The 22,980-nt window shown below is 67.6% G+C and carries 28 protein-coding genes; 14 read left to right on the forward strand and 14 right to left on the reverse strand.

All coding sequences use genetic code 11. The annotated features are described in order from the left end of the window. Positions 1-87 precede the first annotated feature (87 nt). A complete protein-coding gene (locus HRV97_RS12625) occupies positions 88-684 on the forward strand; it encodes an ankyrin repeat domain-containing protein (RefSeq protein WP_174194622.1) in 597 nt (198 codons plus the stop codon). A 1-nt stretch (position 685) separates the two neighbouring features. Here HRV97_RS12625 and HRV97_RS12630 read toward each other — a convergent pair whose 3' ends face one another. The 11 genes from HRV97_RS12630 to HRV97_RS12680 form a co-directional block, all read right to left on the reverse strand. Beyond that, on the reverse strand, positions 686-1,180 hold the full coding sequence (locus HRV97_RS12630; RefSeq protein WP_174194623.1) for an MmcB family DNA repair protein: 495 nt from the start codon (positions 1,178-1,180) through the stop codon (positions 686-688). 58 nt (positions 1,181-1,238) lie between these two features. Next, a complete protein-coding gene (locus tag HRV97_RS12635) occupies positions 1,239-1,697 on the reverse strand; it encodes a cell wall hydrolase (protein ID WP_343044504.1) in 459 nt (152 codons plus the stop codon). 369 nt (positions 1,698-2,066) lie between these two features. Continuing rightward, the gene (locus HRV97_RS12640; RefSeq protein WP_174194625.1) at positions 2,067-2,402 is read right to left on the reverse strand and encodes a DUF1491 family protein; all 336 of its coding nucleotides are present in this window, start codon (positions 2,400-2,402) and stop codon (positions 2,067-2,069) included. Then, positions 2,399-2,857 carry a hotdog domain-containing protein gene (locus HRV97_RS12645; protein WP_174194626.1) on the reverse strand — a complete coding sequence of 153 codons (459 nt, stop codon included), beginning with the start codon at positions 2,855-2,857 and terminating at the stop codon, positions 2,399-2,401. Before HRV97_RS12645 ends, HRV97_RS12640 begins: the two co-directional genes overlap by 4 nt. Further along, complete coding sequence (locus HRV97_RS12650) at positions 2,844-3,305, reverse strand: PTS sugar transporter subunit IIA (RefSeq protein ID WP_174194627.1); 462 nt, start codon at positions 3,303-3,305, stop codon at positions 2,844-2,846. Before HRV97_RS12650 ends, HRV97_RS12645 begins: the two co-directional genes overlap by 14 nt. 21 nt (positions 3,306-3,326) lie before the next feature. After that, on the reverse strand, positions 3,327-3,917 hold the full coding sequence (gene hpf / locus HRV97_RS12655; protein ID WP_174194628.1) for a ribosome hibernation-promoting factor, HPF/YfiA family: 591 nt from the start codon (positions 3,915-3,917) through the stop codon (positions 3,327-3,329). A gap of 70 nt (positions 3,918-3,987) precedes the next feature. Continuing rightward, a complete protein-coding gene (dnaQ, locus tag HRV97_RS12660; RefSeq protein ID WP_174194629.1) occupies positions 3,988-4,680 on the reverse strand; it encodes a DNA polymerase III subunit epsilon in 693 nt (230 codons plus the stop codon). A gap of 10 nt (positions 4,681-4,690) precedes the next feature. Next, complete coding sequence (gene coaE, locus HRV97_RS12665) at positions 4,691-5,290, reverse strand: dephospho-CoA kinase (RefSeq protein ID WP_343044505.1); 600 nt, start codon at positions 5,288-5,290, stop codon at positions 4,691-4,693. After that, positions 5,287-6,096: a shikimate dehydrogenase family protein gene (locus HRV97_RS12670; protein ID WP_174194630.1), complete on the reverse strand. Its 810-nt coding sequence runs from the start codon at positions 6,094-6,096 to the stop codon at positions 5,287-5,289. Before HRV97_RS12670 ends, coaE begins: the two co-directional genes overlap by 4 nt. Before the next feature lie 209 nt (positions 6,097-6,305). After that, complete coding sequence (locus tag HRV97_RS12675; RefSeq protein ID WP_174194631.1) at positions 6,306-6,896, reverse strand: Maf family protein; 591 nt, start codon at positions 6,894-6,896, stop codon at positions 6,306-6,308. Between the two features lie 115 nt (positions 6,897-7,011). Next, positions 7,012-7,845 carry a pyruvate, phosphate dikinase/phosphoenolpyruvate synthase regulator gene (locus HRV97_RS12680; protein WP_174194632.1) on the reverse strand — a complete coding sequence of 278 codons (834 nt, stop codon included), beginning with the start codon at positions 7,843-7,845 and terminating at the stop codon, positions 7,012-7,014. 304 nt (positions 7,846-8,149) lie between these two features. Between HRV97_RS12680 and hemE the strand changes: the two genes are divergently transcribed. The 8 genes from hemE (at position 8,150) to HRV97_RS12720 (ending at position 15,533) form a co-directional block, all read left to right on the forward strand. Next, the gene (hemE, locus tag HRV97_RS12685) at positions 8,150-9,175 is read left to right on the forward strand and encodes a uroporphyrinogen decarboxylase (RefSeq protein ID WP_174194633.1); all 1,026 of its coding nucleotides are present in this window, start codon (positions 8,150-8,152) and stop codon (positions 9,173-9,175) included. Continuing rightward, positions 9,175-9,633 (forward strand): CopD family protein, encoded by a 459-nt coding sequence (locus tag HRV97_RS12690; protein WP_174194634.1) that lies wholly within the window; start codon positions 9,175-9,177, stop codon positions 9,631-9,633. Before hemE ends, HRV97_RS12690 begins: the two co-directional genes overlap by 1 nt. Before the next feature lie 199 nt (positions 9,634-9,832). Next, entirely contained in the window at positions 9,833-11,089 is a 1,257-nt protein-coding gene (rho, locus tag HRV97_RS12695) for a transcription termination factor Rho (RefSeq protein WP_174194635.1), read from the forward strand. A gap of 241 nt (positions 11,090-11,330) precedes the next feature. Next, on the forward strand, positions 11,331-12,038 hold the full coding sequence (locus HRV97_RS12700) for a TerC family protein (RefSeq protein WP_174194636.1): 708 nt from the start codon (positions 11,331-11,333) through the stop codon (positions 12,036-12,038). A gap of 100 nt (positions 12,039-12,138) precedes the next feature. Then, the gene (locus tag HRV97_RS12705; RefSeq protein WP_343044506.1) at positions 12,139-12,744 is read left to right on the forward strand and encodes a LolA family protein; all 606 of its coding nucleotides are present in this window, start codon (positions 12,139-12,141) and stop codon (positions 12,742-12,744) included. Between the two features lie 389 nt (positions 12,745-13,133). After that, on the forward strand, positions 13,134-13,916 hold the full coding sequence (locus HRV97_RS12710) for an exodeoxyribonuclease III (RefSeq protein ID WP_174194638.1): 783 nt from the start codon (positions 13,134-13,136) through the stop codon (positions 13,914-13,916). After that, positions 13,910-14,968: a GTP cyclohydrolase II gene (ribA, locus tag HRV97_RS12715; protein WP_174194790.1), complete on the forward strand. Its 1,059-nt coding sequence runs from the start codon at positions 13,910-13,912 to the stop codon at positions 14,966-14,968. The genes HRV97_RS12710 and ribA overlap by 7 nt, the downstream gene beginning before the upstream one ends. A 49-nt stretch (positions 14,969-15,017) precedes the next feature. Further along, entirely contained in the window at positions 15,018-15,533 is a 516-nt protein-coding gene (locus HRV97_RS12720) for a YdcF family protein (RefSeq protein WP_174194639.1), read from the forward strand. Here the strand turns inward: HRV97_RS12720 and HRV97_RS12725 are convergent. Together HRV97_RS12725 and HRV97_RS12730 are read right to left on the reverse strand one after the other, a co-directional pair. After that, on the reverse strand, positions 15,514-16,176 hold the full coding sequence (locus HRV97_RS12725; protein ID WP_174194640.1) for an HAD family hydrolase: 663 nt from the start codon (positions 16,174-16,176) through the stop codon (positions 15,514-15,516). The two genes, HRV97_RS12720 and HRV97_RS12725, sit on opposite strands and share 20 nt — an antisense overlap. Beyond that, the gene (locus HRV97_RS12730; protein WP_174194641.1) at positions 16,173-16,889 is read right to left on the reverse strand and encodes a YggS family pyridoxal phosphate-dependent enzyme; all 717 of its coding nucleotides are present in this window, start codon (positions 16,887-16,889) and stop codon (positions 16,173-16,175) included. The genes HRV97_RS12725 and HRV97_RS12730 overlap by 4 nt, the downstream gene beginning before the upstream one ends. Positions 16,890-16,911: 22 nt before the next feature. On the opposite strand from HRV97_RS12730, the gene HRV97_RS12735 reads away from it, so the two are divergent. Then, positions 16,912-17,445: a thiamine phosphate synthase gene (locus HRV97_RS12735; protein WP_246248709.1), complete on the forward strand. Its 534-nt coding sequence runs from the start codon at positions 16,912-16,914 to the stop codon at positions 17,443-17,445. Between the two features lie 18 nt (positions 17,446-17,463). Here the strand turns inward: HRV97_RS12735 and HRV97_RS12740 are convergent, their stop codons facing one another. Continuing rightward, entirely contained in the window at positions 17,464-18,174 is a 711-nt protein-coding gene (locus HRV97_RS12740) for a hypothetical protein (RefSeq protein ID WP_425505770.1), read from the reverse strand. A 217-nt stretch (positions 18,175-18,391) separates the two neighbouring features. Between HRV97_RS12740 and HRV97_RS12745 the strand changes: the two genes are divergently transcribed. The 4 genes from HRV97_RS12745 to holA are packed head-to-tail and all read left to right on the forward strand — an operon-like array spanning position 18,392 to position 22,921. Further along, entirely contained in the window at positions 18,392-18,841 is a 450-nt protein-coding gene (locus HRV97_RS12745; RefSeq protein WP_174194642.1) for a DUF3576 domain-containing protein, read from the forward strand. A 14-nt stretch (positions 18,842-18,855) separates the two neighbouring features. Continuing rightward, positions 18,856-21,399: a leucine--tRNA ligase gene (gene leuS / locus HRV97_RS12750; protein ID WP_174194643.1), complete on the forward strand. Its 2,544-nt coding sequence runs from the start codon at positions 18,856-18,858 to the stop codon at positions 21,397-21,399. Continuing rightward, positions 21,396-21,920 carry an LPS assembly lipoprotein LptE gene (gene lptE, locus HRV97_RS12755; protein WP_174194644.1) on the forward strand — a complete coding sequence of 175 codons (525 nt, stop codon included), beginning with the start codon at positions 21,396-21,398 and terminating at the stop codon, positions 21,918-21,920. Before leuS ends, lptE begins: the two co-directional genes overlap by 4 nt. After that, positions 21,917-22,921 (forward strand): DNA polymerase III subunit delta, encoded by a 1,005-nt coding sequence (gene holA, locus HRV97_RS12760; RefSeq protein ID WP_174194645.1) that lies wholly within the window; start codon positions 21,917-21,919, stop codon positions 22,919-22,921. Before lptE ends, holA begins: the two co-directional genes overlap by 4 nt. Positions 22,922-22,980 lie beyond the last annotated feature (59 nt).

Genomic DNA, 22,980 nt, shown 5'->3' on the forward strand with positions numbered 1-22,980 from the left:
AGCATTGATTGGTTATACGATGGGGAGCAAGTGCATGTTCGCCAAGGCGTTCGTCGCCCTTTCGTCATTGTCATCCGAGCGAGGCCCATGTTCCGTTCCGCCCTATTCGCCGCCGCCGCGATCCTAGTCGCCGCTCCGGTCGCAGCGCAGCAGCAATCGGCCAGCTACAAGTTCCTGCAAGCGGTACGCAGCGGCGATGGCACGGTTGTGACGCAGTTGGTCGAGCAGCCGGGACAGCGGATCGTCAACACGCGCGACGTGACCAATGGCGAGACCGCGTTGCACATCGTGGTCAAACGCGGTGACGCGACCTATCTGCGCTACCTGTTGTCGAAGGGTGCCGACCCGAACATTCGCGACAATGCCGGCAACACGCCGATGATGCTAGCTGTGCAGGGCGGCGAACCCGCGCTGATCGATATCCTTGCTTTGGTGAAGGCGAATGCGAACCTCGGCAATTCGGGTGGCGAGACGCCGCTGATCCGCGCGGTGCAGCGTCGCGACCTGGCGCTGGTGCGCTCCCTCCTCGCCGCTGGCGCGAACCCGGATCAGACCGACAATGTCGCGGGCATGTCGGCGCGCGATTACGCCAAGGCCGATCCGCGCGCCGCGCCGGTGCTGAAGGTTCTGTCGGACACTCCCGTAGTCAAGCCGCGCGCGGTGTCCGGACCAACGCTGCGCTGACTTACCCGCCGAACTGCATCGCCTCCGGATCGTGATGCGCGATCAGGCGGCGGGCAGCGCGGCGCGCGAAGGCGAGCGTGCAGCGCTTGCGCACATGCGCGGGCAGCGGGTCGGTCCGCGCCTCGCGCACGATCTCCGCATCGTAGCGATCGGCGATGATCACGCCGGTGCGCTCGGGCAGGAAGGCGGGTCCGTCGATTGGCGACGCGTCGAAGCCCGCCGGCACCGCCCAGTAGAAGCGGTCGCAATGCGCGAGATAATCCTGCCACTTGCCGTCGCCGAGCAGGTCGGCGCGCGACACCTTGATCTCGACGATGACGAGTTGTCCGCGCGCGTCGACCGCCATCAGGTCGGCACGGCGCCCACCCTCCAATGGTACTTCGTGGATGGTGGCGAGATCGTGACGCAGGAACATGCGCGTCACTCCGCGCGCGACATCAGCGGCGCAGAGCGTATCGCTGGCATGATCCTGGCAGGAGGCGGGCGGCTGCAACATCGCCGACCTTTAGAACATTGCGAGAACGGCGGCTAGCGGCCGTTCGCGCCGGCGCGGCTCAGCGATAAAAGGTGTGATTGCCGATCGACGCGACACGGATCAGCGAACGACCCGGCGAGCGGCCGGCGTTGAAGTAGAGCGCCTTGGCAGCGTCGCTGTCCCACGCATCCTTCATCGCGACCTTGGCCACCGCGATCGCGGTGCGCCAGCGTGCATTCTCGGCAACGTCGGGGATGCGGCCGCCGCGCACGAAGGAGAATTGGCCGGGCTGCGTCACCACGCCGCACGCGCTCTTGGCGAACCGGCCCGAATTGGCGCGGTTCAGGATGACCTCGGCAACCGCGAGCTGCCCACTGAGCGGCTCACCGCGCGCTTCGAAATAGATCGCACCCGCCAAGCAGCGGATCTGCTCGTTGTCGGCGGAAGCTTCCTGTGCGGCAACCGCTGCGGCGAGCGTCGGGTAGGCGACGGTGTCGTCTTCGTCCGCGTCGGGTGCGAAGGCCGGCTCCTGCGCCACGGCCGCCTGGACGCTAGGCTCGGCGGGGAGCTGTTGAACGAAATAGGACGCGGGAACCGAAGAAGTGGCCGGTTGTTCAGAAGCTTGACTGCTCGATACGACAACGGGTGTTTCCGCTGCCAGGCTGGCTGTGCTGTGGAGCGTCAGGCCAGCGAGAGAGATCAAGGTCGCTGCAATGGTCGCAGCGCGCTTCCGAAACGTCATTCATCGTCTACATCGTGCGGTGAGTACACGGACGGTGCGCGCTACTCGCGAGCGAGTACGCCACCGCCGGGATCCCCCCGACTGCGTAACCGTCCGGCATCGCACACCGGCGCAGCACAACGCGTTTGTTGATGAAAGTCTCTCTCGACTGCGGCGATTAACGGGTCAACAAACCAGGATCGTTTCAGCGACGAACCGTTCGGCCTGCGGGATCATCAGTTCGATGACCCATAGATCAGGATCGGAAACGCGTCGTTTCCGCCAATAGTCGTCCATGGCGGCACCATCACTGTCACTTGGCCCCGCGGGAACCAGCGTCTCGCGATCGTCGAGATCACGGAACCGTTCCAGCGCGCGTATTCGGCCATCGTCTTCGATCACGACCAGGATCGCACCGCTCTGCGCCTCGCCGCGCGCGCGCACCACCGCGAAGCCGCCGGCGTCGTTGACGCGACGGACGAGCGCGCCCACCGCGAGATGGGTTGGCAGCCGTCCGCTCACGCCGGCGCACCATAGCCGGGCAGCCCGGCGAGTGCGATGCGCGACCGCATGAACGTGCCGGTGCCGCGCGCCACTTCCTCGCCATCGGCGGCGATCAAGCGTGCTTCGGCGATGAACACGCGGCGCTGCCCGCTGATCCAACGTCCCTCGGCGACGACCGGACCTATGCCCAGCGGTCGCGTGAAGTTGAGGCTGAACTGAGTGGTGAGCAGGAAGCGATCGGTGACGAGGCTGTTGGCGGCGTAGAAGGCGGCATCGTCCAGCATCTTGAAATAGCTGGTGCCGTGCGCTGCACCGGCCGCGTGAAAATGCCGCTCGTCGATCGCGAAATGGATGCGTGCTACGCCCGCCTCAGGCACCTCTAGTCGCGACTCGAACAAGCGATTGATCGGGGCAGCCGTGTAGAGCGCTTCGAGCGCGCGGAAATGCGCGGCGGCTCCCTCAGGCGGCGTCACGTGTCTCGTCCGTGAGCAATGCCCAGATCGCGTCGCGCGAGCCCGCGCCGCGCAGCTTGGCGACGAAGCCGCGGTCGCGCAGCCGACGCGACACGCGCGCGAGCGCTTTCAGATGATCGCCACCCGCGTTCGGCGGCGAGAACAGGATCAACAGCAAGTCGACGGGTGCGTCATCGACGGCGGCGAAATCGATCGGCTGCGCCAGCCGGATCGCACCCGCCACGATGCGGTCGAGCCCGTCCAGACGCGCGTGCGGGATCGCCACGCCACCGCCAAAGGCAGTCGACCCGAGTTTCTCGCGCGCGCCGAGCGCGTCGGCGATCACGCGCGCGTCGAGGTGCAGCACCGGCGCCGCAAGGGCGCCGATCTGCGTAAAGGCTGCCTTGCGCGTGGCGGCGGGAACATCCACCGCCACGAGCTCGGGCAGCAACAGGTCGCTCAGGTCCATGTTGCGTTATGTGGGTGGAGATCAGCCGCGCTGCGGCTCGACCCAGCCGATCGTGCCGTCGCCGCGGCGATAGACCATGTTGTACGCGCCCGTGCCCGCATTCTTGAACAAAAGCGCCTGCGTGTTGCGCAGATCGAGCATCATCACCGCGTCGGAGACGCTGGCATCGGGCACGTCGACGCGCGTTTCCGCAATGATCAACGGGGCGTCGGTGGTATCTTCCTCTTCGGACACGGACTCGGCAAACAACGTATAGCCGGCATTGTCGTAGCCCGAGCGGTCCTGCTCGGCCTCCGCGCCGACGTGCGCGGCGTGGCGATCCTTCAGGCGGCGCATGTAGCGGCGCAGTTGCTTCTCGATCTTCTCGGCCGCGCCGTCGAAGGCGACGTGCGCGTCATGCGCCTCGTGCGCGCCCTTCAGCACCAGCCCGCGCATCACGTGCGACACGATGTCGCAGCGGAAACCGACGTCGTGCGGGCCCTTGCCGAAGGTCACCTCGGCCGAGATGGCGCGCGCGAAATACTTGTCGGCGATACCCTGGAGGCGGTCCTCGACATGGCTCTTCAGCGCGTCGCCGATCGAAACCTGGTGACCATTGGTCCGGATATCCATTGTCTTCTCCTGCTCGACACGGGGCCAGGACGACCCCGCCATCCGCGCCAACCGGGCGCGACGGCCCCCTTCACGAAGAGCCTTCGGCCGCTCCCCACAAAGGCTCCTTTATACCATTCACAAACGCTGCGTGCGCCGCCAGTTCCGCCGCGCTTGCATGAAAGACGCGCGGTGCGCGTGCCTTGCGCGGGGATGCGGTGACCACGGGCGCGGCCTCGACCATCACGTCGCTCACCAGCCCGAGCCCGATCTGCCGGCCGCCGAGCAGCTCGACATAGACCTGCGCGAGCAATTGCGCGTCGAGCAGCGCGCCGTGCATGACGCGGTGCGAGCGATCAACGCCGTAGCGATTGCAGAGCGCGTCGAGCGTGTGCTTGGCGCCGGGATGGCGGCTACGCGCGATCTGCAACGTGTCAACCATGCGGGTGCGACACACCGCCGTGCGGCCGCAGCGTTCCAACTCGCCGTTCAGGAACGAGAAGTCGAAGCCGGCATTGTGCGCGATCAGCGGACTGTCGCCGATGAACTCAAGCAGCGCGTCGACGCCAGCGGTGAACACCGGGAACTTGGACAGGAAGTCGATGCGCAGGCCGTGCACCCGCGCTGCCTCCTCGGGCATATCGCGTTCGGGGTGATAGTAAGCGTGAAACGTCTGCCCGGTCTCGACGCGGTTGAACAGTTCGACGCAGCCGATCTCCACCATCCGGTCGCCGCCGGCGAAGCTCAGGCCCGTTGTTTCGGTATCAAAGACGATTTCGCGCATGGGGAAGCGATTATCGTGCTTCCCCCGCGCGGAGGCAAGCGACGACGCGGCGGACCTGGCCACGCGTTTCCTCCAGCGAGGTGTCCGTCGCGATCACGACGTCGGCGCGCGCGCGCTTCTCCGCGTCGGGGGTCTGGCGCGCGAGGATAGCGTCGAGCTTCGCCTCGGTCATGCCGGGACGCGCCAGCGTGCGGGCGCGCTGGACGTGCTGATCGGCCGAGACGACCACCACCTTGTCGACGCGGGCGTCACCGCCGGTCTCGAACAACAGTGGCACGTCGAACACGATCAACGGCGCATCGGCATGTGCCGTCAGGAAGGCGGCGCGCTCGACTCCGACCGCGGGATGGACGATCGCCTCCAGTGCCTTCATCGCCGCATCATCGCCCAGCGATGCGGCGGCGAGCTTCGCGCGGTCAACGCCCGCTGCCCCGGTCGTACCCGGGAAGCGCGCCTCGATCGCCGCGACTACCTTGCCGCCTGGGCCTTGCAACCGGTGCACCTCGGCGTCGGCGTCGAAGACAGGGACGCCCTCGTCGCGGAACATCTGCGCGACGGTGGACTTGCCCATGCCGATCGAGCCGGTCAGGCCAACGATTAGCCGGGTCACGCGAGCAGCCGTTCGCGCAAGTCTTCGTCGTGCTCGCGCGGAGCGGGCTGGCCGAAGAACAGCTCGAACGCGAGCGCGGCTTGCCCGACGAGCATGTCGAGCCCGTCGATCGTGTCGAGTCCGCGCTCGTGCGCCTGGGTCAGCAGGTCGGTCTCGAGCGGCGAGTAGACGATGTCGTAGACGATCGCGTCGGCTGGGAGCGCCAACAGGTTGAGATCGAGTGGCGGCTGGCCTGCCATGCCGAGCGTGGACGCGTTGACGAGCAAGGCCGCGGGCGGAAGCTTGGCGGTGAGCGGAAGCGCCTGTCCCTTCAGGCCGAATTGCGCGAGTAGTGCGGCACCCTTCAACGGTGTGCGGTTGAGCAGGGTGACCGGACCGACACCGACCTTCGACAGCGCGAACAGGATCGCGCGCGCCGCGCCCCCTGCCCCGACGACCACCACCGGCTTGTCCGCGAGGTCGAGGTCGGCGATCGGCGACAGGAATCCCGCGGCGTCGGTGTTGGTCGCCGCCAGCCCGTCGGGGGTGCGGAACACGGTGTTGGCGGCACCGATTGAGCCGCGCACGTCGCCGGGATCGGGCACGTGGTCGAGGGCTGCCACCTTGTGGGGTACAGTCACGTTGCAGCCGCGCCAGTCGGAGTGGGCCGCACGCTCGGCGAAGTAGGTGGCGAGGTCGTCGGGGGCGACGCGGGTGGCGCGGTAGTCGGCCTGGATGCCGAGCTGGTCGAGCCAGAAACGGTGGATCAGCGGCGACTTGGAATGCGCGATCGGGTCGCCGATCACTTCTGCATAGGGGCGGGTCATCGTGGCATCATGCGCCAAAGGTCAGGCAAAGGTTAGTCCAACGGGTCACTTTCTGCGGGGCCAGCGGGGTGGAAGGTCACGCGAAGGTCACACCAACGCGGCTGTTGATGATCGTAGCCTTGGACTTGATCCGAGCTCCTGCTCCCGTGCGGCAGCCGGTGAGAAGAAGCGGGATCCCGGGTCGAGCCCAGGATGACGGTGTTGCAGGATCAGGCGGGCAGCACGCCGCGGTCGCGCAGGTAGCCGAGCACCGGGAGGAGCGGCATGCCGAGCACGGTGAACTGGCTCCCTTCGATGCGGCTGAACAATTGTGCGCCCGGCCCCTCGATCCGGTAGCAGCCGACGCACCCCGCGATCGCCGGCCATTCGGCGTCGAGATAGGCGTCGACGAAGCTGTAAGACAGCGGTCGAACGAACATGCGCGCGGCCTCGACGTGGCGCCATACCGGGCGGCCGTTCTCCGCGATCACCGCCGCGCTGACGAGGTCGTGGCGCTTGCCCGACATCCGCAGCAGATGGTCGCGCGCGTCGTCGCGGTCGCGCGGCTTGTCGAGGATCGTGCCGTCGTCGAGCACCGCAAGCGAGTCGGAGCCGAGCACGAGCCGGCCGGGATGGCGCGCGGACACCTTCAATGCCTTCAGTTCGGCGAGCGCGTCGGCGATGTCGCGCGGGGGTGCGCCCGCCATCGCGGCCTTGAGCGCTGCCTCGTCGGCGTGGGCGGGTTCGGCGGTGAAGGGGACGCCGGCGGCCGACAGCATGGCGGTACGCGAGGCGGATTGCGAGGCGAGGATGAGGGTCATGGGGTGATGAGGTCCAGGGTGTGGCTGCGGCGGTCGGCTGTTGACGTTCGGGCTCGCTCCGATCGGGCCGCGGCGGAGAAGCGGGATCCCGGATCAAATCCGGGATGACGGTGGGTCAGTCGCGCGGGCCGACGGCGTCGCCGCGGCGTTCGTTGCACAGCGAGATGATCGCGGCGGCGGTTTCCTCGATCGAGCGGCGGGTGACGTCGATCACCGGCCAGCCGTTGTCGGCGAACATCCGGCGCGCAAAGGCGATCTCACGCGCGACCGCCTCGCCGTTGACGTAATCGGTTTCCGGCGCCTGGTTGAGCGAGAGCAGGCGGTTGCGGCGGATCGCGATCAGCCGGTCGGCACTGGTGGTGAGCCCGACGACGAGCGGGTTCTTGAGTTGGTAGAGAAGCGGCGGCGGCGGGCTTTCGACCACGACGGGGATGTTCGCGGTCTTGTAGCCGCGATTGGCGAGATAGATCGAGGTCGGCGTCTTCGACGAGCGGCTGACGCCCGCGAGCACGATGTCGGCCTCCTCCCATTCCTCCCACGCGATCCCGTCGTCATGCGCGATGGTGAATTGGATCGCGTCGACGCGCGCGAAGTAAGCCGCGTCGAGCACGTGCTGGCGTCCGGGGCGTGCCTTGGCCTGTTGCCCGAGCAAGCCCGACAGCGCGTCGTTCACCGGGTCGAGCGGGGCGACCATCGGCAGGCCGAGCGCGTGGCAGCGCCCTTCGAGCGCGCGGCGCGTCTGCGGATTGACCAGCGTGAAGATGACGAGGCCGGGGTTCTGCGCGATCTCCTGCAGGATGCGGTCGAGATGCGCCTCGGTGCGGACCATCGGCCAGAAATGCCGGACCGTCTCGACGTCGTCGTACTGCGCCAGCGCCGCCTTGGCGATGTTCTCCAGCGTCTCGCCGGTTGAATCGGACAGCAAGTGGAGGTGGAGCCGGACCGGCACGCAGCGCTCAGGATCGATCTGTGGACAACATGGGGACGAGGGCTAGCGTAACTCGGCCGACCCGCCAAGCCGGCCAGCCGCCGTGGATAACGCGGTACTTGTCCACAATCCCGCCAACGCCGCCTCGATTTATCCACAGGCTGTGAGTCGTGGTAGCGGTTGAATCGAATCCCGGTGGAATCGGTGAGTCACACGAGTCAATCTGTTGGCATTAAGTGTGCGAACGCATAATCCCCGGCGCCCACACGCCAACAACATCAACAACCCTCATTTTAGATTCTTCTATTGAAGAAGGAGTGCCCGATTGTCCGGCTCCAAGCCCCTGCTCGCGGTTCTGAACGGTGAGGCGCGGTCGCGTCCACCGGTGTGGCTGATGCGTCAGGCTGGACGCTACCTGCCCGAATATCGCGCATTGCGAGCGGAGAAGGGCGGGTTCCTGGCGCTGGCGATCGACCCGCACGCCGCAGCCGAAGTGACGGTGCAGCCGATCCGCCGCTTCCGGTTCGACGGCGCGATCCTGTTCAGCGACATCCTGATGGTGCCGTGGGCGCTGGGACAGGAGCTGACGTTCGGGGTGGGCGAAGGCCCGCGATTGGCGCCGGCGCTGGTCGAGGCCGATCTGGATGCGCTGACCCCCGATCTCACGCGGCTCGATCCGGTCTATGCGACGGTGGAGCGGGTGGCGGCGATGCTGCCGGCTGAGACGACGTTCCTGGGGTTCGCCGGATCGCCGTGGACGGTCGCGACGTACATGGTGGCGGGCGCGGGATCGAAGGACCAGGGCGCGACGCGGATGCTGGCCTATCGCGACCCTGTGCGTTTTGGTGAGATCATCGAGCGGGTCGTTGCGCTGACGGTCGAGTATCTGTCGCGGCAGATCGCGGCGGGCGTCGAGGCGGTGCAGCTGTTCGACAGTTGGGCGGGGTCGCTCAGCCCGGCGCAGTTCGAGCGCTGGGTGATCCAGCCCAACCGGGCGATCGTCGATGCATTACGGGCGCGGCATCCGGGCGTGCCGATCATCGGTTTCCCCAAGGGTGCGGGCGCGAAGCTGGTCGATTACGCCGCGGGGGTCGCGCCCGACGCGATCGGGCTGGACGAGACGGTCGACCCGGCATGGGCGAACCGCGTGCTGCCCGCGGGGATGCCGGTGCAGGGCAATTTCGACCCGCTGCTGCTCGAAGCGGGCGGACCTGCGCTGGAGGACGGCGCACGCGCGATCATGGCGGCGCTCGCCGGACGCCCGCACGTGTTCAATCTGGGGCATGGCATTGGGCAGCACACGCCGATCGCGCATGTCGAACGGCTACTTGCCGTGCTAAGGGCTGAATGATGGAACCGGGTTTTCTGGGCGCGACCTATCTGTGGGTCAAAGCGGCGCATCTGATCTTCGTCATCTTCTGGATGGCGGGGCTGTTCATGCTGCCGCGTTACCTGGTGTACCATCAGGAAGGGCTGGCGGACGCGGGCGAGGCGGCGCGCTGGACCGAGCGCGAGAACAAGCTGCGGAGCATCATCCTGACACCGGCGATGGTGCTGGTGTGGGTGCTCGGCATCCTGCTCGCGATCAACGCCGGGCTGCTCGCGGGCGTGCCTGGGCTCGGCTGGCTCCATGCCAAGCTGCTGATCGTGCTGCTGCTGAGTGGCTATCACGGCTGGGCGGTCGGATATGCCAAGAAGCTGGCGCGGGGTCGTGCGACCGTGTCGAACAAGGCGCTCAGGATGATGAACGAGATACCCGCGCTCGCCGTCACGCTGATCGTCATCCTGGTGATCGTGAAGCCGTTCTGAGTCGTAAGGCCGTTTCGATCGGCCGGGCGCCTGGGCGAGCCTTGCGCGCTTGACTTGGCTACGCGCCAATCTTAGGTCGCGAGCACGGTAGAGGCGCGCCCGCGCCCTGCCGCCTCCTTCCAGCGTTTCCGCCAGCGACTTACTCCTTTCGCCGGAACCAGCTTCTCCCTGTTTACCCGATCGTATCGGACCGACGACCATGCACCTGAAAGATTTGAAGAAGAAGGCTCCTGCCGAGCTGGTCCAACTGGCCGAGGAGCTGGGCGTCGAGGGCGCCTCGACCTTGCGCAAGCAGGATCTGATGTTCGCGATCCTGAAGGTTCAGGCAGAGAACGGCGAGCAGATCATGGGCGAGGGCACGATCGAGGTGCTCGCCGACGGGTTCGGTTTTCTGCGCTCGGCACAGGCGAACTATCTCGCCGGGCCCGACGACATCTACGTCAGCCCGAACCAGGTGCGAAAGCACGGCCTTCGCACCGGCGACACGGTCGAAGGCGAAATCCGCGGACCGAAGGACGGTGAGCGTTACTTCGCGCTGGTGAAGATCACCCAGGTCAATTTCGAGGACCCCGATCGCGTGCGCCAGCGCGTGAACTTCGACAATCTGACGCCGCTCTACCCCGAAGAGCGGTTGAAGCTCGAGATCGAGGATCCGACGATCAAGGACAAGTCGGGCCGCGTGCTCGACGTGGTCACGCCGCTCGGCAAGGGGCAGCGCTGTTTGATCGTGGCGCCGCCGCGCGTCGGCAAGACGATCATGATGCAGAACATCGCGCGCGCGATCTCGATCAACCACCCCGAGGTATTCCTGATCGTCCTGCTGATCGACGAGCGGCCCGAGGAAGTCACCGACATGCAACGCACGGTGATCGGCGAGGTCGTGTCCTCGACCTTCGACGAGCCGGCGACGCGCCACGTCCAAGTCGCCGAGATGGTGATCGAGAAGGCCAAGCGGCTGGTCGAGCACAAGAAGGATGTCGTCATCCTGCTCGACAACATCACGCGCCTGGGCCGCGCCTACAACACCGTCGTCCCGAGCTCGGGCAAGGTGCTGACCGGCGGTGTTGACGCGAATGCGCTCCAGCGGCCGAAGCGCTTCTTCGGTGCGGCGCGCAACATCGAGGAAGGTGGTTCGCTGACGATCATCTCGACCTCGCTGATCGACACCGGCAGCCGCATGGACGAGGTGATTTTCGAGGAGTTCAAGGGCACCGGCAACGCCGAGATCGTGCTCGACCGCAAGGTGGCGGACAAGCGCATCTTCCCGGCGATCGACGTCGGCAAGTCGGGCACGCGCAAGGAAGAGCTGCTGGTCGACAAGGGGCAGCTGTCCAAGATGTGGGTGCTGCGCCGCATCCTGATGCAGATGGGCACCGTCGACGCGATGGAGTTCCTGCTGGGCAAGATGAAGGATTCGAAGACCAACGCCGATTTCTTCGACAGCATGAATCAATAACCGAGCGTGGCGTGCGCCATGCTGGCGCACGACTCACGCCGGTTCGGCCGGCGGGTGCGGCACAAACCGCACCCGACCGACGACGCGGGCTTAGCCCGCGGCGCCTTCCCTCCCCTCACAATGTATCGAAACATGTCCGGGGGATCACTCAGCGGATCACCGGGCCGGCTAGTGCGTCTGACCGGCTTGGCGTGTGCAGCGGTTGCGCTATGACGCGTGACATGAACCGGGAGCCCGTCGCTTGATCCTCGCCACCATCCTCTCCGCCGCGGCGGCCGCTGGCCCCGGATCGCTGTCCGACATCTGGCAGCATATCGTCGCCGACTTCTCAAACCTGAACGAGCCCGCGGCGCTGGCGGCGTTCGGGCAGGTGTTGCTGATCGACCTGGTGCTGGCGGGCGACAATGCGATCGTCGTCGGCGCGCTGGCGGCGGGGTTGCCGGCGGACCAGCGCAAGAAGGTGATCCTGATCGGCATCGGCGCGGCGTTGGTGCTGCGCATCTTCTTCGCGCTGATCGTGACGTGGTTGATGGGGCTGGTCGGGCTGATCTTCGCCGGCGGGTTGCTGCTGCTGTGGGTCAGTTGGAAGTTCTGGCGCGAAATTCGCGAGGGCGGCGCGCACGAGGCCGAGGAAGTATCGGGCGTGCGCCCGGCCAAGAGCTTCGCTGCCGCTGCCTGGGCGGTCGCGGTCGCCGACGTGTCGATGAGCCTCGACAACGTGCTGGCGGTGGCGGGTGCGGCACGCGAGCATCCGGGCATTCTGGTGATCGGGCTGCTGCTGTCGGTGGCGCTGATGGGGCTGGCCGCGAACCTGATCGCACGGATCATCAACAAGCATCGCTGGATCGCCTATATTGGCCTCGCAGTGATCGTGTTCGTGGCGGGCAAGATGATCTACGAAGGCTGGACCGGGACCGCGGAGACGGCGGGGATCGTGTCGCTGTTCTGACGCGGGGGACGACGGCGATCGGGATCGGTCAGGGTTCACGGCGCGTTCAATGCCGCCGTGCCACTCATGGCCGATCAAGCAATCACCGGAGCTTCAACTCGTGAAAGTCTTTCTGCCGCTCGCCGTCCTCGCCGCGACCGCGATTCCCGCCGCGGCGCAGACCGGCGACCTGGCGGCGGTGCAGCGGCATCTGTCGGCGGTGAACACGATGACCGCCGCATTCAGCCAGACCGATCGCAACGGACAGGTGCTGACCGGCACGCTGACGCTCAAGAAGCCGGGCAAGATCCGGTTCCAGTATCAGAAGGGCGTGCCGATCCTGATCGTCGGCGATGGCCGCGCGCTCACCTTCATCGATTATTCGGTCAGGCAGGTGCAGCGCTGGCCGATCGGGAATTCGCCACTGGGCGTGCTGCTCGATCCCAACAAGGATATTTCCCGCTTCGCCAAGATCGTGCCCAGCAGCGATCCACGGGTCGTGACGCTCGACGGTTACGATGCCAAGCATCCCGAATATGGGCGCATTACCCTGGTATTCGCGCGCGACGCGGGTGCGCCGGCCGGATTGATGCTGCAGGGCTGGGTCCAGCTTGACGCGCAGGGCAATCGCACCACGATCCGGCTGTCGGGACAGAAGTTCAACGCACCCGTGAGCGACGGAACGTTCCGCTGGAACGATCCGCGGCGGCAGGGACGCGTCGGGTGATGCGGTTTCTTGCAATTCCGTTCATCGCAGCGACAGGCACAAGCGCTTAGACGGGGCTTGCGGTCGTGGGGGCTTGTCGGGGATTTTTCCCCCTGTTGCCCCGCTCTCCCACGGTCCCGCCTGCGTGACGAACGACAGGTCGGCCCTCGCTCCTCGCCCCCGGAGCGGGGGCCATTCTGCGAATGGGCCTATGAATTGGCCCATGAGCACGGCCGGCGGGCCGCGAGGCCCGTCCGACGACGCGGGCTTTGCCCGCGGCGGGCCTTCCCCACTCACGTCAGCGTCGCGAAGAAGCGGGATTTCGGGTCAAGCTCGGGATGACGGTTGAGACGGGTGTGGTTCTCCCCTCCCCTTGGCAGCCCCTCCCCCGCGGCGCTACACGCGCTGCTGTGAAGATCGTGTCCTGGAACATCAACTCGGTGCGGTTCCGCATCGATATCGTGGAGCAATTCCTGCGCGAGGCGCAGCCCGACGTGCTGTGCTTGCAGGAAACCAAGGTGGTCGACGCCGACTTCCCGGTCGAGGCGTTCCATGCGCTCGGTTACGAGCACGTCATCCTGCACGGGCAGCGGATGCATCACGGCGTCGCGATCGTCGCGCGCGTGCCGGTGGTGGAGGACGACCGGCTCGACTGGCAGGCGAACAAGGAAGCGCGGCACCTGGGCGTGCGGCTGCCGAACGGCGTCCGGTTGGAGAACGTGTACGTGCCCGCGGGCGGCGATGTGCCCGATCGCGAGGTGAACCCGAAATTCGGGCAGAAGCTGGATTTCATCGAGCGAATGACACGCTGGTCGCGAGACCTCGACTGCCCGACGATCCTGACCGGCGATTTCAACATCGCCCCCCTGCCCGCCGACGTGTGGAGCCACAAGGCGCTGCTGAAGGTGGTCAGCCACACGCCGATCGAGGTCGAGGCACTCGATACGCTGAAAGCGTCGAACACGTGGGTCGATCTCGGGCGGCACTTCCACCCGGCACCGGCGCGGTTGCACACGTGGTGGAGCTATCGCTCGCCCGACTGGACCAAGAACGATCGCGGGCGGCGGCTCGACCATATGTGGGCGACTGCCGACGTGGCGGCGCAAGCGCGTGCGCACACGGTGTTCGAGGATTGCCGCGCCTGGTTGAAGCCGAGCGACCATGTGCCGATCATGACCGAGTTCGACTGGTGAGCGCGCGCGCCGCGGCCAAGGCGATCGACGCGCTGCGCCGTGGTTGGCCGATCGCGATCCACGCGGCGGGTGAGCAAGCGCTGACATTGCTGGCGATCGAGACCGCGGACGAGGGGCGGTTGCGCGACTTCGCGGGCGACGATTACGGTATCCTGATCTCGAGCGGGCGCGCGGAAACGCTCAAGCTGCTCAACCAGCGCGCGTCGGGCGACCCCGACCAGCCGGTGGTGATCGAGCGCGCGCCGTGGTTCGACATGGCGCTGGCGACCGCGATCGCCGACCCGCAGCGCGATCTGGCGACGCCGATGAAGGGGCCGTTCCGCACGCTCGACAATGCGCGACCTATGGCGACTGCGGCGGCGTTGCAATTGGCGCGGATTGCGGGGCTGCTGCCCGCCTTCTTCACCGACGGCGTCGATCCCGAGGTGACGATCACGCCTGACGACGTGGCGAGTCACGAGGATGCCGCGCGTTTGTCGATCGCGGTGCGTGCCAAGCTGCCGGTCGACGGCGCGGAAGATGCGGAGATCGTTGCGTTCCGCTCGCCCGAGAGCGCGGACGAACATGTCGCGCTGATCGTCGGCGCGCCGAATGGGCGCCCGCCGGTGGTGCGGTTGCATAGCGAATGCCTGACTGGCGACGTGCTCGGCAGCCTCAAGTGTGATTGCGGACCTCAGCTCCATGCCGCGATCCACGCGATCGAGCATAGCGGCTGGGGCATCCTGTTGTACCTGCGGCAGGAGGGGCGCGGAATTGGGTTGATCAACAAGCTGCGTGCCTACGCACTGCAGGATCAGGGTTTCGACACGGTGGATGCGAACACGCGGCTCGGCTTCGCGATCGACGCGCGCGATTTTGGCGTGGCGGCGCGGATGCTGACGCTGCTGGGGCAGGGCGAGGTGCGACTGCTGACCAACAATCCGGCGAAGGTCGCGGGGCTGGAGGCGGCGGGCGTCCGCGTGATCGAGCGCGTGGCGCATTTCCTGCCGACCAACCCGCACAACGAGCGATACCTAGCGACCAAGCGCGACCGGACGGGGCATCAGCTCTGACCGTCGGACCTGCCGTGTGGGTAAGGTCAGACGTGAAGGCGGCATGACGATGCGGGCGCCTACACTGATCGTCGTGTTCGGCGCGGCGGTGCGTGCCGACGGGCGGCCGAGCGGCGCGCTGGCGGGGCGGATCGCGCTGGCGCGGCGACTTGCGTTGGAGGAGCCGGGCGCGATCGTGTTCTGCTCGGGAGCGGTCGGGCGCGAGGGACCGTCGGAAGCGTCGGTGATCGCGGACGGTCTGCGCGACATGGTGGCGGGCGAGCGGCTGGTGCTCGACGAGACGAGCCGCGACACGTTGCAGACGGCGCTGGCGGCGGCGCGCTATGCCCGCGCAAACGGCATCGCGCGCTGCATCGCCTGTACCGACAACTGGCATCAGCCGCGCGCGCGGATGCTGTTGCGGATGTTCGGTGTCGTGGCGGGCGGTGCGTGGATGACGCCCCGTGCGCAGCCGGCCGCCTTGCGCGCGCGCAACTACGCGCGCGAGGCGCTGGCGCTGCCGTACGACGTGGTCGCGGGCGCGTGGGCGTTGACGGGCGCGCGCGTCAGGCGAGCAGCGCGCTGACCTCGGCAAAATCGCGCGCGACCGCGTCGACGCCGATCGCGCGCAGCCGGTCGGCGTGGCCGGGTGCGCAGTGCGTGCCGGCGACCAGGCCGATGACGTAGCCGCCGCTCGCCACTGCGCCGGTCGCGCCGACGGGCGAATCTTCAAGAATCGCACAGCGCTCGATTGGCACGCCGAGCTGTTCGGCACCGTAGAGGTAAAGGTCAGGCGCGGGCTTGCCGCGGGTCACGTGCTCCGCACCCGAGTAGACGTGATCGCCGAACACGTCGGTGAGGCCGAGGTGAGCGAGATGCGCGTGGAGCCAGCGCGTGCCGCTCGACGACACGACCGCTTTGGGCAGATCGGCAGGTAGGCTGCGTACGAAGGCGACCGCGCCGGCGACCTCCTCGATCCCCTCCGCCACGCAGCGCGCATCCTCGGCAGCGCGCGCTTCGTGGAAGGTGGCGGGGAGTGGGCCATCGATCCAGCGCTCGACTGCACCGCGAAAGTCTGCGCCCGACAGGCCCATGAAGTTCGCCATCGACTGTTCGGGGGTGGTCGGGTGACCGATGCCGGTCAGGAACGCGGCGATCTGGCGGTTGCCGGCGGCCTCGCTCTCGATCAGCACGCCATCGAAGTCGAACAGGAGTGCGGCGAACTTCATGCGCGTGCGCCGAACAGCGCCGAGCCGACGCGGACGTGCGTGGCGCCGAGCGTCACCGCGGTTTCGAAATCGTCGGACATCCCCATGCTGAGCCCCGATAGGCCGTGGTCACGTGCGATCTTGGCCAGCAGCGCGAAATAGGGCGCTGCCTCCAGCCCGGCGGGTGGCAGGCACATCAGCCCGGCGACCGGCAGGTCGGCGCTGCGTGCTTCGGCGAGCAGGGCGGGCAGGTCGGCGATCGAGCAGCCGCCCTTCTGCGGTTCGTCGCCGATGTTGACCTGGAGGAAGCAGTCGGGGCGGCGGTCCTCCTGCTCCATCGCGCGCGCGAGCGCGGCGACGAGCGAGGAGCGGTCGACCGCGTGGATCGCGTCGGCGAGCGCCACAGCCTCGCGCGCCTTGTTGGATTGCAATTGCCCGATCAGGTGGAGGCGGGTGTCGGGGAAGCGCTCGCGCAAGCCAGGCCATTTCGCCTGCGCCTCGGCGACGCGGTTCTCGCCGAAGTCGCGCTGTCCGGCGGTTAGCAGCGGCTCGATCGCCTCAATCGGGTGCGTCTTCGATACCGCGATCAGCGTGACGTCGCCCGGCTGTCGCTGCGCGATGGTGGCGGCCTTGTCGATGCGCGCGCGGATCGTCGCCAGCCGCTCGGTAACGGGGCGATCGTCAGGCGCGAGGCACGGGGCGGGTTTGGGCAGCGAGGGTTCGTGGAAGGGCATCGCGGGCGCTATAGGAGGCGGAATGGATCGCTGCCACCCCGACCGCTCGAGACGCACGCCGCTGCCGATGCGCTGGTTAATGACCGACGAGCGGATGGGCGAGGGATTGTGGCGCGCGCTGGAACGGTTGCCGCGCGGCGGAGGGGTGGTGTTCCGGCATTACACGCTTCCGTCTCGCGAGCGACGAGGCTTGTTCGCGCGGGTGCGGCGGGTGGCGCTGCGGCGCGGGTTGGTGCTGGTACGCGCAGGGCCGGCGCGGATGACGGGCGAGATGGGAACGCACGCGCAACGCGGGGCGGGCATGGTGACGTGGCCGGTGCACGATGTCGGTGAAGCGCGTGGGGCGCGGCGTGCAAGGGTGGATGCGGTGTTCGTCTCGCCGGTGTTCGCGACGCGGTCGCATCCGGGTGCAACGGGGTTGGGTGCCCGCCGTGCGCGCGCGATCGGGCGGGTGGCGGGGGTTCCGGTTATTGCCTTAGGCGGGATGAGCGAGGCGCGATTCCGGCGGCTGCGCGGGTTTCACGGTTATGCCGCGATCGATGCCTGGTCGGCGTAACAGCCTTCGCGCAAGCAATCAGAAGCGGAAGGCGGTGCCCACGTAGACTGCCTGGCTATCGCGGCGATCATCCTCGCGCCGCGTCAGCCGCTCACGCTCGCTCTTGTAACGCATACCGGCGGTCAGATCTATGTTGCGCGTGAGCGAGTAGGAGCCGCCGAGGTCGAGCGCGTAGCTGGGACGTTCGGCCACGAGGGCAGGCGTTCCCGCGAGCGCGCGGTCGGCGGTTGCACGAAGCTGCCCGGAGACGCGGTTGCCGGCGTAGCTGAACGCGAGGTCGGACGTCTCGCGTCCGCCGGGCACCGAAACCAGATCGACCTTGGCGGTTTCGCCGGTGACGGCGAAGCGCTTCCACCCGACCGACACGCCGAGGTTGTAGGCAATCGGCGCCGGACCGACGGTCGGCGCGGCGACCGCGGCCACGCGGGTCTCGGTCGGCGGCGTCAGCGTCGAGCGCGCGCGGACCGCGACTGTCACCGAGCGGCTGCCGCTGCGTGACTCGGTGGGCGTGAAGCGGAAGCTGCTGGCGTCCAACCCGCTGCGTGCGAACAGCGCGGCAAGCTTGGGATCGGCGGCGGCGGGGGTGAAGGAGCCGGCGACGCGCGGCGCGACGAAGCGCTTGATCGAACGCGGTGCCGTTTCAGCCGCACCGAAAGCGGGCGCGACGGCAAAGGCGAGCGCCGCGCAGGCGACCCCCATGCTGCCAACCATGACCCGACGTGCGTTCACGACAAAAACCCCTCAACGGCGATCTACGCCGCCCCGGAGAAGCGACCTAGCAGCTTTGTGTTCCAAGTCCATTACTCCGACTTGCGAATCCCCGGGAGTGTTGCGGATTCGGCACAGGCGGTAGGTCCGTGTCCATCCTTGCCGCGCCCTTGCCTGAACGGTAGAGATAAGCGTGATATGCGCCGGTCCAAGGCGCGCGTTTTCCAAGGATCCTGCCATGTTTCGCCGTTCGCGTGTCGCATTTGGCCTCTGCGCCGCCCTCGCCGCCACGTCCGTGCTGGGGGGATGCAGCACCGGGGGCAGCAAGCGCCCGACCGCTGACCTAGCGGCGTCGAAGGTGACGACGATCGGCGTCAACAGCTATTTGTGGCGCGCGACGCTCGACGCGTTGAGCTTCATGCCGCTGCTGCAGACTGATTCCAACGGCGGGGTCGTGGTGACCGACTGGTACGTCAATCCGCAGCTGCCGACCGAGCGGATGAAGGTGACGGTGTCGATCCTCGACCAGGACCTGCGTGCCGACGCGGTGCGCGTGGCGGCACTGCGTGAAGTGAACCGCGGCGGTCAGTGGGTGTCCGCACCCGTTGCCGCGGCGACGACGCAGAAGCTGGAAGACATCATCCTGACCAAGGCGCGTGACCTGCGTCGCGGGTCGGTGACCGGCTGAGCGACCACATACTTATGGCTACCCGGTTCAATGCCCTGAAGGCGGATGCGCACTGGCAACAGGTGTGGGACGAACGCCGCACCTATGCCGCCGACGACCACAGCGCCAAGCCCAAGAGCTACGTGCTCGAGATGTTCCCCTATCCGTCGGGGAAGATCCACATGGGGCACGTGCGCAATTACACGATGGGCGACGTGCTGGCGCGTTATCGTCGCATGACGGGTTACGAGGTGCTTCACCCGATGGGGTGGGACGCGTTTGGGATGCCGGCCGAGAATGCGGCGATGGAGAAGGGCGTCCATCCGGGGAACTGGACGCGCCAGAACATCGCGACGATGAAGGCGCAGTTGAAGCGCCTCGGCTTCGCGCTCGACTGGACGCGCGAGCTGGCGACGTGCGAGCCCGATTATTACGGGCATGAGCAGGCGCTGTTCCTGGCGTTCTACGAGGCGGGGCTCGTCTATCGCAAGGAGTCGGCGGTCAACTGGGACCCGGTCGACATGACCGTGCTCGCCAACGAGCAGGTGATCGACGGGCGCGGCTGGCGATCTGGTGCGCTGGTCGAGAAGCGCAAGCTGTCGCAGTGGTTTCTGAAGATCACGCAATTCGCCGACGAGCTGATCGAGGGGCTGGGCGCACTCGAGCATTGGCCCGACAAGGTGCGGCTGATGCAGGAGAATTGGATCGGGCGCAGCCAGGGGTTGCGGTTCCGCTTCTTGCTCTCCGACAGCGGCAGCGTGGAAGTGTTCACGACGCGTCCCGACACGATCTACGGCGCGAGCTTCGTGGCGGTGGCCGCGGATCATCCGATCGCGCAGAGCTTGGCGGCTCAGAACTCTAATGCCGCGGCGTTCATCGAGCGGTGCAAGCAGGGCGGTACTACCGCGGCCGAGCTGGAGACGCAGGAGAAGCTGGGGTTCGACACCGGGCTGACCGCGGCGCATCCGCTGGGTGCGGGCGAGCTGCCGGTGTACATTGCGAACTTCGTGCTGATGGAATATGGCACCGGCGCGGTGTTCGGCGTGCCCGCGCACGACCAGCGCGATTTCGAGTTCGCGACCAAGTACAAGCTGCCGATCCGCCGCGTCGTCGCTGATGGCGAGCGGACCGACCCGGCGTTCGACGATGACGCGGCCTATACCGGGCCTGGTGTGCTGGTGAACTCGCGCGAGCTCGACGGGATGAGCGTCGAAGACGCCAAGCGGTCGGTGATCGCGCGCGCCGAGGAAGCGGGCTGGGGCGAGGGGACGACGGTCTATCGCCTGCGCGACTGGGGGGTGAGCCGCCAGCGTTACTGGGGCACGCCGATCCCGGTCATCCACTGTGCCGCGTGCGGCGAGGTGCCGGTGCCGCGCGAACAGTTGCCGGTGGTGCTGCCCGAGGATGTGAGCTTCGACGTGCCGGGCAACCCGCTCGATCGTCATCCGACGTGGAAGCATGTCGCCTGTCCACGTTGCGGGGCCGAGGCGCTGCGCGACACCGACACGCTCGACACGTTCGCTGACTCGTCGTGGTATTTCATCCGCTTTGCCAGCGCGCCCGACGACAAGCCGTTCGACAAGGCCGTGGCGGAGAGTTGGCTGCCGGTGGGGCAGTATATCGGCGGGGTCGAGCATGCGATCCTGCACCTGCTCTACGCGCGTTTCTGGACGCGTGCGCTGCGGCACGTCGGCATGCTCGACGTGGCGGAGCCGTTCACCGGGCTGTTCACGCAAGGCATGGTGACGCACGAGACGTACCGGCTCGACATCCCCGACCACGACGGACCGCCGGGCGCGTTGTGGGTCAACCCGGCCGACCTGACGGTGGGCGAGGGTGGCGCGCTGTCGTTCGAGACCGCCGAGGGCGCCTCGATCCCGGTCCTGCGCGGCCGGGTCGAGAAGATGTCCAAGTCGAAGAAAAACACGGTCGATCCCGAACCGATCGTCGACCAGTATGGCGCGGACGCGGTGCGGTGGTTCATGCTGTCCGATTCACCGCCCGAGCGTGACCTGGAGTGGAGCGAGAACGGGATCGAGGGGGCGTGGCGCTTCGTGCAGCGTCTGTGGCGGCTGGTCGATGCCGAGCCCGACGTGGCAGCGGGGCAGGACACGGTGCTCGATCGCAAGCTGCATCAGACGATCGCCGGGATCGCAGGCGACATCGAGGCGCTGTCGTTCAACAAGGCGGTGGCGAAGCTGTACGAGCTGACCAGCGCGATCGAGAAGTCCGCGCCGTCAACGTCGCGCGCGAACGCGGTCGACACGCTGCTGCGGCTGGTCGCCCCGATGGTACCGCATCTGGCCGAGGAAGCCTGGGCGGCGCGGGGCAAGTCGGGGCTGGTCGCCGATGCGGCCTGGCCCGAGGTCGACGCGGCGCTGCTGGTCGAGGACGAGGTGACGATCGCGGTGCAGGTCAACGGCAAGCTGCGCGACACGTTGGTGATGGCGAAAGGCGCGGCCAAGGACGCGACGGAAGCCGCGGCGCTGGCGAGCGACAAGGTCGTGCGGGCGCTGGAGGGCAAGACGCCGCGCAAGGTCATCGTGGTGCCCGACCGCCTCGTGAACATCGTCGCATGACGCGCCCGTTCTCGCTCCATCTGCTGCCGCTCGCCGCCTTGTTGCTGGCCGGATGCGGGCTTCAGCCGCTTTATTCCGGCGGCAGCTCGGGCGCGGTCGCCAATGCGATTGGGCAGGTCGATATCGCGCCGATCGAGGGCAAGGCGGGGTGGCTGGTCACCAACGCGCTGAAGGATCGGCTGGGTGCGGTGTTGGGCGGCAGTGCGTCGTATCGGCTGGTGGTGCGGCTGGACGACCAGATCAGCGGGCTGGGCGTGCGGCGCGACAACAGCGTCACGCGCGAGCGACGGACGCTGCGCGCGCGCTATCAACTGGTCGACGCGGCGCAGGGCACGGTACTGCTCGATCAGACCGCGGGGTCGGACGTCGGCATCGATGTGGTGCAGAGCGATTATGCGGTCATTGCGGCAGAGAACACCGCGTTGGAGCGGCTGTCGACCGTGATCGCGGATCAGATCGTCGCGCGGGTGGCGCTCTACGCGAGGCGCCGCACGCAGCCTGCCCCTCAACCGGCATCGTGAAGGCGACGCAGGCGCAGCTCAACGCCGCGGTCGACCGCGGCGGCGGTGACATCAGGCTATTCCTGCTCCACGGCCCCGACGAATCGGGCGCGATGGCACTCGCCGCACGGCTGGCGAAGGGTGTCGGCGCGGGCGTGGAGCGCGTCGACATCGAGCCTGCGACGCTACGCAGCGATCCTGCCAAGCTCGCCGACGAAGCGGCGTCGATGTCGCTGTTCGGCGAGCGGCGCTATATTCGGATCGCAGGCGCGGGCGAGGAGAGCGGCGACGCTGTCGAGGCGTTGCTGGCGGCGCCCAGCGCGGGCAACCCGGTGGTGATGATCGCACCATCGGTGAAGGCAACGGGGCGGCTGGTGAAGCTGGCGCTCGCCGCAAATCAGGCGATGAGCTTCGCCTGCTACCCGCCAGAGGGCAACAATGCCGAAAGCTTGGTCAACAGTCTGGCGCGCGAGCAGGGGCTGCGGTTGGGTACAGGTGTCGCGGCGCGGATCGTGCGCGCGAGCGACGGCGACCGCGCGATCATGACCTCGGAAGTCGAGAAGCTGGCGCTCTTCCTCGACGCAGGCGTGGAACATCCGCGCGATGCAAGCGCGGGTGACCTGGCGGAGATCGGCGCGGAGATCGACGAGGGCGAGATCACGCCGATCGTCGAGGCGGTGATCGCGGGCGACGCGCAGGCGCTGATCGCGGCGCTGCGTCCGATGGAGGGCAGCGATGCGTCACCGATCCCGTGGCTGCGTGCGCTGGCGCGGCGGCTGGCGAACCTCGCCGAGATGCGCGCCGCGGTCGATGCGGGTGAGGGGGCAGGGCAGGTCGTGAAGCGCTTTCGCGTATTCTGGCGCGAAGAAGGCACAACGATCGCGGCACTGCAACGCTGGAACGTCGCGCGGCTGACCCGTGCGCTGGAGATCGTCCGCGCGACCGAGCGCGAGGTGATGGCGCGCGGCGCTGCGGGCCGGACGATCGCGGACCAGCGCTTGCTGATGCTGGCGCGGCGGTAGGTGTCGGCTTGGTCTGAACGACCCGCTCCTACGCCGCCGGTGCGGTGTAGGAGTGCCCT

Origin of the sequence: Sphingomonas hominis (assembly GCF_013328205.1) — a bacterium.
GTDB classification, from domain to species: domain Bacteria; phylum Pseudomonadota; class Alphaproteobacteria; order Sphingomonadales; family Sphingomonadaceae; genus Sphingomonas; species Sphingomonas hominis.

Excerpts from the sequence above, each read along its gene's own strand:
- HRV97_RS12625 (WP_174194622.1), top strand. The coding sequence starts at position 88 with ATGTTCCGTTCCGCCCTATTCGCCGCCGCCGCGATCCTAGTCGCCGCT.
- HRV97_RS12630 (WP_174194623.1), bottom strand. The coding sequence starts at position 1,180 with ATGTTGCAGCCGCCCGCCTCCTGCCAGGATCATGCCAGCGATACGCTC.
- HRV97_RS12650 (WP_174194627.1), bottom strand. The coding sequence starts at position 3,305 with ATGGACCTGAGCGACCTGTTGCTGCCCGAGCTCGTGGCGGTGGATGTT.
- hpf (WP_174194628.1), bottom strand. The coding sequence starts at position 3,917 with ATGGATATCCGGACCAATGGTCACCAGGTTTCGATCGGCGACGCGCTG.
- dnaQ (WP_174194629.1), bottom strand. The coding sequence starts at position 4,680 with ATGCGCGAAATCGTCTTTGATACCGAAACAACGGGCCTGAGCTTCGCC.
- HRV97_RS12670 (WP_174194630.1), bottom strand. The coding sequence starts at position 6,096 with ATGACCCGCCCCTATGCAGAAGTGATCGGCGACCCGATCGCGCATTCC.
- HRV97_RS12675 (WP_174194631.1), bottom strand. The coding sequence starts at position 6,896 with ATGACCCTCATCCTCGCCTCGCAATCCGCCTCGCGTACCGCCATGCTG.
- HRV97_RS12690 (WP_174194634.1), top strand. The coding sequence starts at position 9,175 with ATGGAACCGGGTTTTCTGGGCGCGACCTATCTGTGGGTCAAAGCGGCG.
- rho (WP_174194635.1), top strand. The coding sequence starts at position 9,833 with ATGCACCTGAAAGATTTGAAGAAGAAGGCTCCTGCCGAGCTGGTCCAA.
- HRV97_RS12720 (WP_174194639.1), top strand. The coding sequence starts at position 15,018 with ATGCGGGCGCCTACACTGATCGTCGTGTTCGGCGCGGCGGTGCGTGCC.
- HRV97_RS12725 (WP_174194640.1), bottom strand. The coding sequence starts at position 16,176 with ATGAAGTTCGCCGCACTCCTGTTCGACTTCGATGGCGTGCTGATCGAG.
- HRV97_RS12730 (WP_174194641.1), bottom strand. The coding sequence starts at position 16,889 with ATGCCCTTCCACGAACCCTCGCTGCCCAAACCCGCCCCGTGCCTCGCG.
- HRV97_RS12735 (WP_246248709.1), top strand. The coding sequence starts at position 16,912 with ATGGATCGCTGCCACCCCGACCGCTCGAGACGCACGCCGCTGCCGATG.
- HRV97_RS12745 (WP_174194642.1), top strand. The coding sequence starts at position 18,392 with ATGTTTCGCCGTTCGCGTGTCGCATTTGGCCTCTGCGCCGCCCTCGCC.
- leuS (WP_174194643.1), top strand. The coding sequence starts at position 18,856 with ATGGCTACCCGGTTCAATGCCCTGAAGGCGGATGCGCACTGGCAACAG.
- lptE (WP_174194644.1), top strand. The coding sequence starts at position 21,396 with ATGACGCGCCCGTTCTCGCTCCATCTGCTGCCGCTCGCCGCCTTGTTG.